Source organism: Vannielia litorea (assembly GCF_900142295.1).
Lineage (GTDB): Bacteria > Pseudomonadota > Alphaproteobacteria > Rhodobacterales > Rhodobacteraceae > Vannielia > Vannielia litorea.
Map to the genome: position 1 here is coordinate 1,555,869 of NZ_FSRL01000001.1, position 15,121 is coordinate 1,570,989.

12 protein-coding genes are annotated in these 15,121 nt (G+C 68.7%); 1 reads left to right on the top strand and 11 read right to left on the bottom strand.

Annotation, left to right across the window (positions count from 1 at the left end; translation table 11 throughout):
• Positions 1-135 precede the first annotated feature (135 nt).
• Complete coding sequence (locus tag BUR94_RS07730; protein WP_074255627.1) at positions 136-753, top strand: hypothetical protein; 618 nt, start codon at positions 136-138, stop codon at positions 751-753.
• A 33-nt stretch (positions 754-786) separates the two neighbouring features.
• On the opposite strand, the gene BUR94_RS07735 is transcribed toward BUR94_RS07730, so the two are convergent.
• From BUR94_RS07735 to purS, 11 genes are all read right to left on the bottom strand, one after another.
• On the bottom strand, positions 787-3,129 hold the full coding sequence (locus tag BUR94_RS07735) for a hybrid sensor histidine kinase/response regulator (protein WP_074255628.1): 2,343 nt from the start codon (positions 3,127-3,129) through the stop codon (positions 787-789).
• Positions 3,130-3,201: 72 nt separating this feature from the next.
• Entirely contained in the window at positions 3,202-4,365 is a 1,164-nt protein-coding gene (locus tag BUR94_RS07740; protein WP_074255629.1) for an RsmB/NOP family class I SAM-dependent RNA methyltransferase, read from the bottom strand.
• 31 nt (positions 4,366-4,396) lie between these two features.
• Complete coding sequence (gene guaB, locus BUR94_RS07745) at positions 4,397-5,845, bottom strand: IMP dehydrogenase (protein WP_074255630.1); 1,449 nt, start codon at positions 5,843-5,845, stop codon at positions 4,397-4,399.
• A gap of 109 nt (positions 5,846-5,954) precedes the next feature.
• Positions 5,955-6,695 carry a hypothetical protein gene (locus BUR94_RS07750; protein WP_074255631.1) on the bottom strand — a complete coding sequence of 247 codons (741 nt, stop codon included), beginning with the start codon at positions 6,693-6,695 and terminating at the stop codon, positions 5,955-5,957.
• 53 nt (positions 6,696-6,748) lie between these two features.
• The gene (locus BUR94_RS07755) at positions 6,749-7,588 is read right to left on the bottom strand and encodes a hypothetical protein (RefSeq protein ID WP_074255632.1); all 840 of its coding nucleotides are present in this window, start codon (positions 7,586-7,588) and stop codon (positions 6,749-6,751) included.
• Between the two features lie 79 nt (positions 7,589-7,667).
• The gene (locus tag BUR94_RS07760) at positions 7,668-9,002 is read right to left on the bottom strand and encodes a sigma-54-dependent transcriptional regulator (RefSeq protein ID WP_074255633.1); all 1,335 of its coding nucleotides are present in this window, start codon (positions 9,000-9,002) and stop codon (positions 7,668-7,670) included.
• Between the two features lie 22 nt (positions 9,003-9,024).
• Positions 9,025-10,776: a sensor histidine kinase gene (locus BUR94_RS07765; protein WP_074255634.1), complete on the bottom strand. Its 1,752-nt coding sequence runs from the start codon at positions 10,774-10,776 to the stop codon at positions 9,025-9,027.
• Between the two features lie 100 nt (positions 10,777-10,876).
• Complete coding sequence (gene purQ / locus BUR94_RS07770; RefSeq protein ID WP_074255635.1) at positions 10,877-11,545, bottom strand: phosphoribosylformylglycinamidine synthase subunit PurQ; 669 nt, start codon at positions 11,543-11,545, stop codon at positions 10,877-10,879.
• Positions 11,546-11,597: 52 nt separating this feature from the next.
• On the bottom strand, positions 11,598-14,195 hold the full coding sequence (locus BUR94_RS07775; RefSeq protein ID WP_074255636.1) for a CHAT domain-containing protein: 2,598 nt from the start codon (positions 14,193-14,195) through the stop codon (positions 11,598-11,600).
• Positions 14,196-14,267: 72 nt separating this feature from the next.
• Complete coding sequence (locus BUR94_RS07780) at positions 14,268-14,762, bottom strand: DUF3592 domain-containing protein (RefSeq protein ID WP_074255637.1); 495 nt, start codon at positions 14,760-14,762, stop codon at positions 14,268-14,270.
• Positions 14,763-14,878: 116 nt separating this feature from the next.
• Positions 14,879-15,106 (bottom strand): phosphoribosylformylglycinamidine synthase subunit PurS, encoded by a 228-nt coding sequence (gene purS / locus BUR94_RS07785; RefSeq protein ID WP_074255638.1) that lies wholly within the window; start codon positions 15,104-15,106, stop codon positions 14,879-14,881.
• Positions 15,107-15,121 lie beyond the last annotated feature (15 nt).

The following is a 15,121-nucleotide window of genomic DNA, read 5'->3' on the forward strand; positions in this document are numbered from 1 at the left end:
TCTTGTTCCGCAAGCTATGCGATCAAAACGAGAACAAAGCAAGTTGAATCTTCACCTCGCCATGTTTGACGCCCCTTGGTTAATGAAGCGTGAACGTTTACGAAAAGCGGCGCAATACACGCGGAAGAGGTATGGATGCTGCTGTTCTGGGATGCCCGGCTGGTTTTTCTGGCGACCCCCAAGACGGGGACGCATGCGTTGGAATCGGCCCTCGGCGACGTGGCCGATATCGCCTTCCGGCACCCTCCCACGGTCAAGCACATGGGCTATGCCTGGTCGAACCGGGTGATGCCGCGGATCGTGGGCCAGAAGGAATGGACCGGCTTTCGCACGGTGGCGGTGATGCGCGAGCCGCTGAGCTGGCTTGGCAGCTGGTACAGGTATCGGCGGCGCAACGATCTCCAAGGCCAGAGCAACTCGACGCGGGACATGAATTTTTCCAGATTTCTCAGGGGGTACCTGGCGGATCCCCAGCCGCCCTACGCCCGGCTCGGGCGGCAGTGGAAGTTCCTGCGCACCGAGGACGGGCGGGTCGGGATCGACTACCTGTTTCCCTATGAGCGCTTCGAAGAGCTCGTCGCCTTTCTCGAGAACCGTCTCGATCGCAAGATCACGCTGGAGCGGCAGAACGTGTCGCCCGAGGCGCCGCTCGAGGTCGACCCCGAGCTCGCGGCGCCCCTGGCGGCCCAGCTGGAGAAGGACTTCAGGCTCTACGACGCGCTGATCTCGGGCGGGGACTGGAAGAATATCTGACCCGATCGCCAGCCGTCGCGGCGGCACCCGCGGTCAGTGGATCTGGTCGTGCACGGTTGCGGTCAGCTCGTTGAGCGAGAAGGGCTTGGGCAGGAAGACGGAATTCGGGATCAGGGCCTGCTCGTTGTCGAAGCTGTCCTCGGCATAGCCGGACACGAAGACAACCTTCACGTCGGGCCGCATCTCCAGGGCCTTCCTCACCCAGCTCGGGCCGTCCATGCCCGGCATGATGACATCGGTCACGAAGACATCGACTTTCAGCTCGATGTCCTCGAGCACGCGCAGGGCCTCCTCGGCGTTTTCGGCCTCGAGGACGGTGTAGCCCCGCATCCGCAGCGCGCGCGAAGCGAAGGCTCGCACGGGGGCCTCGTCTTCGACCAGAAGGATCACGCCCTCGCCCTTCCCGGCGGGCTCGCGCGGGAGCTGGTCGAGGGCCCGGCGCGGCGCTTCTTCGGGCCGGTCGTAGGCCGGGAAATAGAGCGTGAAGCTGCTGCCCTGGCCGAGGATCGAATCCACGAAGATATAGCCGCCGCTCTGCTTGACGATGCCATAGGCGGTCGAGAGCCCGAGCCCGGTGCCCTCGCCCGGGCGCTTGGTGGTCCAGAACGGCTCGAAGATCTTGCCGATCTTGTCGGGGTGGATGCCGGTGCCCTGGTCGGAAACCGAGACCACCACATAGGTGCCGGCGGGCACGGTGGCGCGGTCGCGGTGCAGCTCTTCGTCGAGCGTGCGGGTCTGGGTCTCGACGGTGATGGTGCCGCCCTCGGGCATGGCATCGCGGGCGTTGACCACGAGGTTCATGATGACCTGCTCGAGCTGGCGCTTGTCGGCCCGGATGGCGGGCAGCTCGGGGTCGTGGGTGAGCGAGAGACTCACGCGCTCCCCCACCAGCCGGTTGAGCAGGTGGCCGAGGTCCGACAGCGTCTCGCGCATGTCGAGGATCTCGGGCTGGAGGTTCTGCTTTCGGGAGAAGGCGAGCAACTGGCCGACGAGGCTGGCGGCGCGATTGGCGTTCTGGTTGATCTGCACCAGGTCGCCGTAGTCCGGATCGCCCTGGTCGTGGCGCAGCAGCAGCAGGTCGCAATGGCCGGAGATGGCGGTGAGCAGGTTGTTGAAATCATGCGCCACGCCGCCCGCGAGCTGGCCGATGGCCTGCATCTTCTGGCTCTGGACGAACTGGGCCTCGAGCGTCTTCAGCTCGGTCGCGTCGTTGAGCACCGCCACCAGCGAGGGCTCGCCGTTCTCGACCACGCGACTCAGCGAGACCTGGAGGAACACGTCTTTCAGAGGCATCTTGGCGCGGGCGACCTCGGCCCGCAGCGGGCCGCGACCCTCGGCGGCGTCGGTGACCCAGTCGCGCACCGAGCGGCCAAGCCCCTCGACCAGCTCGGCAAAGGACATGTCGATCACGTCGTCATGGCCCAGGAGCTCGCGCGCCAGGCGGTTGGCCATCGAAAGCGTGCCATCCCTGCGGATGCGCAGCAGCGCGACCGGCAGATGGTCGAGCACCTCCGTGGCCGCGGAAACGGCGGCGGGCTGCGTGGCGGGTTTGCCGGCCGGCAGCAGATAGACCTCGCGCCGCCCGGCCTGCCCCGCCACCTCGACCACATGGCACGGCAGCTCGCCCGAGGGCCCCGAAATGCGCTGCGGTCCGCCGAGACCGTCCTCGGGCACATCGACGAAGACCTCCTCGAGCCGCTTGGCGCGCCCGCCCAGAACGCGGCGGAGGGCCTCGTTCATGAACAGGATCGCGCCGGTCTTGTTGACCGTCATCATCGGCAGGCTGAGACTCTCGGCGCCGCGCGAGCCGTCGCGCTCGACCATGTCTTCCATCCGCCACAGGAATCCCTCCTGCCCGAGCCGGTGGACCACGAGCCGCATGTGGCCCTTGCGTGTGACCACATCTTCCGAAGTGTGGCCGCGCGCTTCGGCCCGGGCCTCGAGCCGGCTGAGCAGCGCGGCGGGGCTGGCCAGAAGATCCCGCATGATCCGTGGCAGGGTCTCGCCCGCCTCGGCCGAGAAGCGCTTGCGCGCGCTGGCGTTGAGATGGGTCACGCAGCCCAGCGGATCGGTGGTGAAACAGGGGGCGGAATCGAGCTCGGTAAAGCCTGCAACCGTTGCGGCAAGGGCCTTCTCCGCTTCGGCCTGACGCCCGGAGAGCAGCTTGAGCAGCACCGCCACGGCAGCCAGCGTGGATCCGCAGGCCACCAGAACGAGAGACAGCCGCAGATCGGGCAGGAAGGCGCCCACGCCGAGGAAGACGACCGCGGCGCCCAGCACATGCCAGACCCTTCCCCGAAAGGCCTGCGCGGTTCGCGCAAGCGGTGAAGGTGTCAGCGCTGGGTGCGACACGTGTCGGAACTCCCTTCGAATCATTGCACTGCACAATCGCCCGAAAATCGTTAATCGGGGATTAAGAACACTCGGGGCCCGCGAGACTCCGCGGGGTCAGGCACCACCCTGACGTGTGAAAACGGCGAGAAAAAACCCGTCGCCGCCGTCGCGCGGGGTGAGCCGAAGGCTGCTTTCCTGCTGCCAACCCGGATTGCGCGCCAGGAAGCCCGCGGCCTGCGCCCCGTTCTCGGCATCGAGCAGGGAGCAGGTGACATAGGCCAGCCGCCCTTGCGGTGCGACGCGCGGCGCGACCTCCTCGAGGATCGCGGCCTGGGTGGCGGCAAGGGCCGACAGGCCATCTTGGTCGAGCTGCCACTTGGCCTCGGGCTGGCGGCGCCAGGCGCCGGAGCCGGAACAGGGCACATCGGCCACCACCAGCTCGAACCGGCCCTCGGGCGCCTCCGTGCGGGTGATCTCCACCCCGGCACGGGCGGCACGGGCCGGAATGTCGTTCATCCGTCGGGGGTTGGCGTCATGGGCGAAGTAGCGCAGCGCCGGCGCGCGGGCCGCGAGGGCGAGGCTCTTGCCGCCACCGCCCGCACAGAAATCGAGCACCCGGCCCTGCGCGGGCAGCGGAATCGCCTCGCAAATGGCCTGGGAGCCGGCATCCTGCAGCTCCACCAGACCCTCGGCGAAGGCGCGGGTGGCCTGGATGCGGCGCGCGCCCGCGGTGACGCGGAGCGCATGGGGCGCGAGCGGAAAAGGCTCAGCTTCGACCCCCTCGGCGGCGAGTGCGGCGCAGGCCTCTTCGCGCGTGGCCTTCAGCGCGTTCACCCGCAAGAACACATCAGCCCGCGCCTGCAGGGCCTTGAGAACAGGCTCGAAATCGGGCCCGAGCGAGGCCTCCAGCTCGGCCGACAGCCAGGCCGGGCAATCCAGCGCCGCAGGGCCTTCGGGCGCATCACCCGCGGCGCGCTCCTCCGGCGACAGGGGTGCGGGGGCGTGGCCCTCGCCGGTGAAGACCTCGTCCGGGTCGCGGCCCTCGGCGCGCAGCAGGCCCAGCATCAGCGCCCGGCCGCTCAGCCCGCCGCCCCAGGCGGCACAGCTCGACCGGCGGCGCAGGGCGTCGAACACGTGATCACGGATCGCGGCGCGGTCCTTGCTGCCGGCGAAGCGGTTGGCCCGGCCCCAGCGGCTCAGGGCCTGCTCGGCGGCAAGGCCGGTGGCGATGGCATCCAGCACCTCGGCGGCGGCGGCAATACGGGCGGCGGGGGTCATCGCGCTACCTCAACTCGGGCCCGCAAGCGCTTTATCCGATGCGATAATTCGGGCTTTCGCGGGTGATCTGCACATCATGCACATGGCTCTCCTTGAGGCCCGCGCCGGTGATCCTCACGAAACGGCAGTTCTTGCGCATTTCCTCGACGGTGGCGCAGCCGGTGTAGCCCATCGCGGCCCGGAGCCCGCCGACCAGCTGGTGAACCACGGTGCCGGCAGAGCCCTTGTAGGGCACCTGGCCCTCGATGCCCTCGGGCACCAGCTTGTCGGAGGCCGCGTCCTTCTGGAAGTAGCGGTCGGCCGAGCCGCTGGCCATGGCGCCGAGCGAACCCATGCCGCGATAGGCCTTGAACGAGCGGCCCTGCCAGAGGATCACCTCGCCCGGGCTCTCGTCGGTGCCCGCGATCATGCTGCCGACCATGGCGCAGGACGCACCCGCCGCGATGGCCTTGGCAAAATCGCCGGAAAACTTGATGCCGCCATCGGCGATCACCGGCACGTCGCCCGCCGCGCGGGCGCAGTCCATGATCGCGGTGAGCTGGGGCACGCCGACGCCCGCGACCATGCGGGTGGTGCAGATGGAGCCGGGGCCGATGCCCACTTTCACCGCGTCCGCACCGGCCTCGATCAGCGCGAGGGTGGCCTCGGCGGTGGCCACGTTGCCGGCGATGATCTGCACCTCGTTGGAGAGTTGCTTGGCCCGCTTCACCGCCGCGATCACGCCCTCGGAATGGCCATGCGCCGTGTCGATCACCACGATGTCGGCGCCCGCGTCGACCAGCGCGGAGGTGCGCTCGAAGCCTGCGTCGCCGACAGAGGTGGCGGCGGCCACCCGGAGGCGGCCGAGGCTGTCCTTGCAGGCGGTGGGGTTCAGCACCGACTGCTCGGTGTCCTTCAGGGTCAGCAGGCCGGTGAGCTTGCCGGCGGCATCGGTCACCAGCAGCTTCTCGATCCGGCGGGCCTTCATCAGGCTGATCGCCTCTTCGCGGTCGGCGGGCTCGCGCAGCACAGCGAGATCCTTCGAGGTCATCATGACCTTCACCGGCGTGTCGTCGGAGGTGGCGAAGCGCATGTCGCGGTTGGTGACGATGCCCACCACGCGGTGCTGCTCGTCGACCACCGGGAAGCCGGTGAAGTTGTAGCGCTCGATCAGTGCCTTGGCGTCGGCCAGGGTCTGGTTCGGGGTCAGGGTGACGGGGTTGTAGACGATGCCGCTCTCGAAGCGCTTCACCCGGCGCACCTCGCGGGCCTGGGCCTCGATGTCGAGGTTCTTGTGGATCACCCCGATCCCGCCGGCCTGGGCCATGGTGATGGCCATGCGGCTCTCGGTCACCGTGTCCATCGCGGAACTCAGCAGCGGGATGTTCATGGAGATGTCCCGCGTCACGCGGGTCGCCGTATTGGCGGTAGACGGCAGGACCCGGCTTGCGGCGGGAACGAGCAAAACATCGTCGAAGGTCAGGGCCTCGCGAATCTCCATCACGGCTCTCCAGATGAGGGGTTCGGTTGGCGCTTCCCTATTGCATGGATGCTGCGGGAGCGAAAGGCCCATTGTGCCCCCCTGCCCCGGCGCCCCCAGTATCTGGTGGTCATTGCCCGGTGGCACGGGCGGCGAGGTCGGCGAAGATCTCCTCGGGCTCCGGGCGGGCGACGGTTTGGGTGACGAATCCCCAGGAGAACAGCATCTGCGCCTCGTACTGGCGGTTCACGCGCAGGTAGAGCGGCTTCAACTCCGCCGGTCGGATGATGCCGGTGGGCGGCAGGGCCACCAGCATGTGTACCCCCTTGAGGTCTTCCGGCACCGGAGAGGGGTACCAGGCGGGAGGGTCGAAGGGCGCACCTTCATACCAGACCTGGGGCACCGACAGGAAGGCATAGCGGAAGCGCCCTCGCGTGGCGCGGTCGGGCGTGGGGGCGTTGAGGTTGGTCCGCTCCAGCAGCACGCCGCTTTCGTCGATCAGCAAGGGGTGGATGCTCGCCGTCTCGGCCTCGGTCACGAAGGGGAGCGCGGCAAAGTCGCAGGGGCGGCAGGTGATGCCGTAGTGGTTGCCGTCATGGAGGTGGATCAGGGCGCCGGGTTCGAGCGCGAGGGTTGCCGCCTGCGGCTCGGCTGCGGCGAGTCGGGCGGTGATGCGGGCGCTCTCGAGGCGCTGGAGCAGCGGCGAGACGGTGCTGGCCGCCACTGCGAGGGCCAGGCCGGCGAGCCAGGCCCACCAGTGGCGGCCGTTCAGCAGCCAGATCAGCAGCCCCGCTCCGGCGGCCACGGTGATGGTCAGCACGAAGGCGGCGATATAGGGCAGCGCCATGGCGAGGAAATAGATGATGGCCATGTCTGCGCTCTAGGCTCCGTGCAGGGGCATCGCAAGCCCGCGGCGATGGCCGGTCATGTCTCGGCCTTCGGGACAGGCGCGGCCAGGGTTGCGGTGCGCCGGAAGGCCAGGGTCAGGACGCTCGCGCCGATCAGCACGTTGAGGGCGTAGACCAGGTTGAAGGCCAGGTCGAGCAGGGAGAAGGCCCAGAGCGGCATGCCCTCCTGTCCGGCGTCCCAGAGTGCGGCGTCGTGCTCCAGCAGGGCGGCGTAGGCGAGGTAGTAGACGGCTCCGGCGGGGATCCAGAGCAGGAGCGACCAGGCCGACGCCGAGGCAAACCAGCGGCGCAGGGCCCCGCCGAGCGCGTCGTTCCAGGTGCCATCGCGGCGGATGGCGAGTGCCGGAAGGGCGCGGGCGAAGTGGAAGAAGAGCCAGATGACGAGCCAGAGGCAGCCGAGGCCCATCAGTGCAACCCAGGGGCTGGCCGCGACGACCTCCAGAGGCGACAGGAGAAAGCCGGACATGCTCGGCTCCATGACGACGGCGCCTGTGCCGACCAGCCTGGTCAGCAGGAAATAGAGCACGAGAAAGAGCACGATCCCCAGGATGCCAGCGGCGAGGCCCGCGAAGAACCAGCCGAGCGCGTAGCGCGGCACGGGGCGGGCGTAGCGGGTGCCGAAGGGCCCCGGGCGCTCATCGAGCAGCGCGCCGCGGTGCCAGCCTACGGCGGCCCAGGAGAAAAGGAGAAACTCGGCAATCGTAACCGGCAGGCCGACGCCACCGGGCCATGCCCTGTAGTAAAGCTCGTAGATCAGAGTACTGAGCAGGAACGGAAGCCAGATGACCCTGAGCGCCGTGCCGCGCCCACGCCAGACCTCCGCCACGGCGGGCCAGAAAATGCCCTTGCTTTCCATACCCTTCCCACTCGTCTCTCACCTTGCGGGCAAGATGCCGGAAGGACGGGCCGGCCGCAAGCCGGCCCGCAGGAGGGGGTCAACCGAGGTAGTCGGAGCGTTGCAGCCCGTATTTGGCCATCTTCTCGTTCAGCGTGCGGCGCGGCAGGCAGAGTTCTTCCATCACGTTGACGATGGAGCCCTTGTGCCGGCGCATGGTGTTGTCGATCAGCATCCGCTCGAAGGCTTCCACATACTCCTTCAGCGGTTTGCCCTCGGTGGTCATGACCGGCTGCACCTCGCCCTCGTCGTTCATCAGCAGCGAGGCGATGGTGCCCGAGCCGCGACGGGCCTGAAGCACGGCGCGCTCGGCAATGTTGATGAGCTGGCGGACGTTGCCCTGCCAGGGCGCCTGCAGCAGCTGCGCGGCCTCCTGGGCGGAGACGGCGGGGGCCTCGCAGCCGTATTCCTCGGCGAACTGCTCGGAGAGCCGGGTGAAAAGCAGCAGGATGTCCTCGCCGCGCTGGCGCAGCGGCGGCAGGGTGATCTTCATCGCCGCCAGCCGGTAGTAGAGATCGGGGCGCAGCGCATCCTCCGAGGTCTTGCCCTGCTCCTGCAGGTTGGAGACGGCGACGATGCGGGTTTCGGCGGGCGTGCCCTGCTCGTTGATGAACTGCAGCAGCCGGGCCTGAAGGCCGGGCGAGAGCGCCTCGATATCCTCGAGGCAGAGCGTGCCGCCGCGCGCCTGCTCGACCAGAGGCAGGCGGCCCTTGTCGGCGTTGCCCTCGAAGAGCTGGGCCGCAAGCTCCTCCTCGTCGAAAGCGGCGCAGGAGACGATCACGAACTCCTTGCTGGCGCGGCTGCCGACGGCATGCAGCGCATGGGCCGCGAGGGTCTTGCCGGTGCCGGTTTCGCCGTCGATCAGCACGTGGCCGTCGGCCTGGCCGAGATCGAGGATGTCCTCGCGCAGCCGTTCCATGACCGGCGAGGCGCCGATCAGCTTTTTCATGATCGTGGTGCCGCCGCCCAGCTCGCGGCGCAGCGCGCGGGCATCCAGGCTCATCCGGCGGCGCTGGGTGGCGCGCTTGGCGAGCTGGGTCATCCGGTCGGGGTTGAAGGGCTTCTCGAGAAAGTCGAAGGCCCCGACCCGCATCGCCTCCACCGCCATCGGCACGTCGCCGTGGCCGGTGATCATGATTACCGGCAGCGCAGAGTCCTGCGCCATCAGCTTTTTCAGCAGCGCCATGCCGTCCATGCCGGGCATCCGGATGTCGGAAACCACCGCGCCGGGATAGTCGGGGCCGATGCCCTTCAGGGCCTCTTCGGCGGAGGGGTAGGTCTCTGTCTCGAAACCCGAGAGCGCCAGCCATTGGCTGATGGATTGGCGCATGTCCTGTTCGTCGTCGATGATTGCGATCTTCATAGCCTGTGCCATGTGTTGTCCTGTCGTCCCTGCTCTATTCCGCCGCCGTCGCGCTGTCTTGGCGAAGGATCGGCAACTGCAGCTCGAAAACTGCGCCGCCTGCCCTTCCGTTCCGCGCCGTGAGACGTCCGCCCAACTCGTTGATGATCCCCGAGGAGATGGCAAGCCCCAGACCGACGCCGTCGCCGGGGGCCTTGGTGGTGTAGAAAGGCTCGAAGAGGTTCTCCAGATCCTCGATCCCGTGGCCGTTGTCGCGCAGGGTCAGCGTGGCCGTGTCGCCGGTGGAGAGGGTCAGTTCGAGGGCGGGCGCGTCGACCTCGCGGGTAGCATCGAGCGCGTTGCGGAAGAGGTTGACCAGCACCTGCTCCACCCGCAGCCGATCGGCCCGGATGACCACCGGCTCGGCGGGCAGGCTGCGGGTGATGGAGACGTGCCGGGTGCGCAGCTGGGGCTCCATCATCGACAGGGCCGAGCTGACGGCGTCCCTTAGATCAAAGGGTTCGAAGGCCACCTCGCCCTTGCGGGCATAGCTCTTGAGCTGGCGGGTGATGGCGCCCATCCGGCCGATCAGGTCGTCGATACGCTGGAAGCTCGAGAGCGCCTCCTCGGGGCGCTTGCGCTGCAGTAGCAGGCGGGCCCCGGCGAGGTAGGTGCGCATGGCGGCGAGCGGCTGGTTCAGCTCGTGCGATACCGCCGCCGACATCTCGCCCAGGGCGGCCAGCTTGGAGCTTTGCGCGAGGGTCTGTTCGGCCACTTCGAGGCTCCGTTCGGCCTTTTCGCGTTCGGCGATTTCCCGCTGGAGGCGCAGGTTCAACTGGCGGAGTTCTGCCGACTCCTTCAGCGCCACGCGCCGGTCGGACCGGGCCTTGCGGGAGAGCCACCAGAACGAGCCCGCCAGCAGCAGCGCGAAGCCCATGATCTCGAGCGCCAGCACCCCGTTCACCCGCTCGCGGATCGAGCTGTAGGCGGTGAAGGAGGTGATCCGCCAGCCCTGGAACGGGATGCGCCCGTCGGTGCGCATCACCGCCTCGCCGAAGATGTAGGCATCGGGCGGGATGAAGCTCCAGTCGGCGGTGGCCTCGATGGCGCGCTGGATCGCCGAGGGCGGGTCCTGCTCGTCGAGCGCATCCTTGAGCGGGTGCCCGCGCCAGCGCGGCTCGGTGGAGAGGATCACGGTGCCCTGGCTGTCGGTGACCAGCACCGCATCGGAGATGCCGGCCCACTGGCGCTCGAACTTGCCCAGGTCGACCTCGACCACGATCACCCCGATGCCCTTGTTGTCGTGGCGGATCAGCCGCGAATAGGCGAATTCCATCGCGTTGTTCTCCTGTAGGTGCAGGGTGAACACGGTGCTGTCGGCCCGCTGGGCCTCGACGAAATAGGGCGCGGTGCGGTGGTTGGAGCCGAGCTGGTTGCGGTCGGTCGAGGCCACGGCGCGGCCGGAGGTATCCAGCATCAGGATCGACTTGGCGCCGATCTCGTCGCGAAACTCGATGAGCCGCTGCGAGGTGGTGAGGTAGTCGGAGCTGTTGAGCGCGCCGATCAGCGAGGGGTCGCGGGAGAGCAGCAGGGGCACGACCTGCGCCCGCTGCAGCTCGGAGATGATATTGCCGGCGTAGAGCGCCTGCCGCAGCTCGGACTGGTTGCGGGTGGTCTCGGTGAACCGCTCGGTGAGGAAATGGTTGGTCAGCCAGACGGAGAAGCCGGCCAGCACAAGCACCAGCACCCAGACCCCCCGCATCAGCGGACGGCGCCATGCACGCAGGAGGGAGCGGGCGTTGAACATGGGGCAAGTCTAGGCTTTGACGCGGATTTGGGGAAGATGCCGCCGCATCGGGTGCCGCGAAGGTGAGAGGCGGCGCGACGGCGCGCCGCCCCGCGGGCGGTCAGGCGGAAACCAGCGCCTCGGCCAGCCCGGAGAACATCGCCCGGCCGTCGGTGCCGCCGTGGGCCGCATCCACCGCCCGCTCGGGGTGAGGCATCATCCCCAGCACGCGGCGGTTGGCCGAGAGCACGCCGGCAATGTCGGCCACCGAGCCATTGGGGTTGTCGGTGTAGCGGAAGGCCACGCGGCCCTCGGATTCCAGCGCGGCCAGCCCGTTGGAATCGATGGTGTAATTGCCGTCGTGATGCGCCACGGGGATGGTCAGCGCGTCGCCCTGGGAATAGCCCGAGGTAAAGGCGCTCTCGGCGTTGGCCACGGTCAGCCCCACGTTCCGGCAGACGAACTTGAGCCCGGCGTTGCGCATCAGCACGCCCGGCAGCAGGCCGGTCTCGCAGAGCACCTGAAAGCCGTTGCAGATGCCCAGCACGAAGCCGCCCGCCTCGGCATGGGCCACCACCGAGCGGCAGATCGGCGAGTTGGCCGCGATGGCACCGCAGCGCAGGTAGTCGCCGAAGGAAAAGCCGCCGGGAATGCCCACCACGTCGATGCCGGAGGGCAGATCGGTGTCCTTGTGCCAGACCCGCGCGACCTCGAAGCCCGCCTGCTCGAAGCCCATGGCAAGGTCACGGTCGCAGTTGGAGCCGGGAAAGGTGATGACGGCGGCTTTCATGGGCGATTCCTCTCGGGCTGGCGCTTTGGCTCCCCTTAGCCCGGATCGCGCATCAAAGCCAGTTGCCCATCAGCACGAAGGCCGACCAGAAGTAGGGGTGGGCGAAATCGCTTACCGCGCCGGCCGATGGTCCTGCCTTGAGGGCGGTGGCCGCGCGGTTGGCGCTCTCGCCGGGAGCCTCCCCTGCCCCTGCGCCGTGGAGCATGGCGATCTGGGCGCGGCGCAGGGCCTCGGCCTTGTCCTCGCCGCGCTGGTAGAGCCCGGCATAGAAGTCGCGCATCAGGATCGGCGTGGCGGCATCGGCCACCGGCCAGAGCGAGGCCAGCACCGCGCTCGCCCCGCCCATCAGCGCCGCCGCCCCGAAGCCGTCGATCTCGGAGCCATCGCCGCCGCGGGCGGTCTGGCAGGCCGAGAGCGTGAGAAGGTCGACCCCGGTGAACCGGAACTTCGACGAGCGCAACTCGGAGAGCGGCAGGCGGGTGCCGTCGCCCAGCAGCAGGAAGCTGTCATCGTCCCGCCCCGGCCTGAGCGCGAAGTGGGAGGCGATGTGCAAGAGCTCGGGCGGGTCGCGCAGGGCACGGCGCAGGGCGCGGGTGTCGAACGCGCCGTCGAGCAGGGCTTGGCCGGCCAGAACGCCCTCGCCATCGGCGGCGGTGAAGAGGGTTTCGAGCTCCGAGGCCACGCCGGGGAGCGCCGAGAACCCCTCGTGCGCCTCGGTCACCCCGAAGCCCGCCGCGCTCTCGGACGCGCGCGGCGGGCGGGAGAACTGGGTCTGCACGGCGGCGACGTAGAGCGCGAAGGCGAAATCCTCCACCAGGTAGCGGCTGCCGTCGTGGAGCGCGGCAAAGGGCACGTAGCGCAGCACGCCATCCGCATTGACCATCACCACCTCGGTGCCGGCCGTCTCCAGCGCGGGGCGGATCGGCGCGAAGAGCACCTCGTGGAGCGCGTGCAGCCGCGCCTGCGCCTCGGGGCTGCGAGCCTCGATGGCCTGGAGCGCGTCGAAGACCATGCGGTTCATCTCCTCGCGCGGCACCGCCACCTGCTCGTGCACCGTGGCCCCCGGCAGGGTGAGGAAGAGGTGGGTGGCGTCGTCGAGCATGGCCAGTTGCAGGATTGCGGAGGGTCTCTCGCGCGCCTCCAGAATCGACTGGTAGGCGCCGGTGGCGTCGAAGAGGGCGGCAAAGCCTGCGCGGCGGTCGAAACTGACCGCGGTCAGAAACTCCTCCACCTCGGCCTCGAAGGCGGCATTGGCCTCGGCCATGGCATCCTCGAGAAGAAAGAGCTGGTCTTCCTCCTCCGCGGTGCCGCCGCCGGCCGCGAGCCGGGCCGAGAGCGTCTCCCAGGCCGCGCGGGCCTCGACCGGCCGCAGGGCGAGCTCGGCCAGCTTTTCGGCGTCGCTCTTCTCGCTGTCGGTCAGCACGGCCACGGTGTCGCGCAGCTCTGCCTCGCCATCGCGCCGCAGGAACTCGAAGGCCTCCTGCTCCTTCTCCATGTTCAGCACCGCCTGCGCCTCGGAGAAGCGGCCCTCGGCGATCATCAGGTCGGCGAGGTCGCGGTAGAGCCGGCTCCACTCGGCGCGCAGCCCTTCGGTATCTTCCTCGGGCAGCGACTGGTTGAGCGCGCGGATCTCCTGCTGGGCGTTGACCGCCATCTTGCCGAAGAGGATCGCCTTTTCGACCTGCCCGCGCCGGGCGAAGATGTTGCGCATCAGCTCGAAGGTCCAGCGCTGGTTGTTCAGCGACGAGCGCGGGTTGGTGGCGATGTAGGGCAGGATTTCGACCGCGTAGCGCATGGCCTTCTCGTCCTCGCCCATGTCGAAGGCGATGAGCCCCAGGTTCACCCGCACGACGGCAGGTGCATAGCTGTGCGGGCCCCAGTGCCGGTCGAGCAGCGGCAGCGCCCGGAGCGACCAGTCGCGGGCCGGCTCCAGCTCCTTCAGATACCAGTAGGACGCACCGATGTTAGCCGTGATCGCGGCCACCGAGGCGCTCTCGGCCCCCTCCATCCGCTCGAAGATCTCCAGCGCATCCTCGCTCACGCCGATGGCCTCGCGGTGGCGCTTGAGACCGTCGAGCGCGTTGGCCTCGAGCATCAGGGTGTTGGCCACGTAGAAATCGCGCAGCGGGTCGTCCTCGGCAAAGACCTTGTAGACCTGCCGCGCCAGCCCTGCATGCTCGATCGCCTCGCCGTAGCGCGACAGCTCGTTGAGCGCCACGGCGGCGGCCTCGAGGCATTGGCCGAGGGTCAGGTTGGCCTCCTGCTCCTCCCAGCGCTCTCCCAGGGCCTCGATGCAAAGGTTGGCCCAGCCGAGGGCGAAGCTGTGCTCGGCCAGCTCGGAATAGAGCGTCGTCAGCAGTTTGGCGGCCATCGCGGCATAGAGCACGCCGGTGGCATCGCCGTGGTCATAGCCGTTGTAGGCCGCGCGCAGCCAGCCGGTCATCTGGCGGCGCTCGGCATCGGTCAGGCCGGTCTCGGAGAAGAGCGGCAGCACGTAGTTGTAGGCCGCCGTCGGCTCACCTGCCCGCGCCGTCTCGTAGAACTCCTGCGCGGCCCCCGGCATGTGCGGATAGTCGAACGGCACCTCCTCGGCCCGCGCGGGCAGAGCCAGGCAGGCGAGGGTCAGAAACAGGTGTGTCAGCCGAAGCATGGCAGGTTTCCGGGGTTCGTGCCCGGGAGAATACGCCAGATGCGAGCGCCGTTCAAAATGACAAATGCCGTTTCAGCGCAACGCCGGGGCGCGGCGGCGCCAGCGCAGCAGGAGCAGGGCTGCAAGGAGCGCCGGCACCAGCGTGGCAGCCCCGAGCGCGGCGAGCGCACCGGGGATGATCCAGTGCCAGGTGCCGGGGAGATAGACGTCGCCGTTGGTGTCGGGGTCGTAGAGGATGGTCATCCGGCTGCCCGGGGCAAAGTTCCACCCGGAATGGGACATGCCCGTGGAGGCGCGGGCCTCGGTGCCGTCGGCGCGCATGTAGCGGAAGAGCGGCGAGTAGTTGGTGACCTCGCCCTCCAGCGGGCTCCAGCCCTCGTAGGCGCGCAGCTCGATCACCTCGCCCTCGGCCGCCTGCTTGCCCAGGGGCGCGGTAAGGGTGAAGAGCGCGAAGAGCGCGGCGGCCCCGAGGAAGAGCGCAGGCATGATCCAGACCAGCAGCCAGCTGCGCCAGCTGATCTCGCGGTGGCCGTCGAAACGGGTGCGGATGAAGAAGGCATCGGACATGGGCCGATACTGGCCGGAGAGAGGCGAGGCGTCCAGAGGCATGGAGCCCGCCCTGTGACCGGCGCCTCGGCCCGGCCTCGGCGGTGCAAGGCGGCAAGCCGCCGCCCGGCCCGGCCTCACATGTGGATCGCGTAGCTCTCGATCACCGTATTGGCGAGGAGCTTTTCGCACATCGCCTTCACGTCGGCCTCGGTGGCGCCTTCGGCCAGCTCCAGCTCGATCACCTTGCCCTGCCGCACGCCTTCGACGCCGGTGAACCCCAGCGCGCCGAGCGCCGATTTCACCGCCTCGCCCTGCGGGTCGAGCACACCCTGCTTGAGCATCACGTCAACGCGAACCTTCATCGGCCGGGCTCCCTG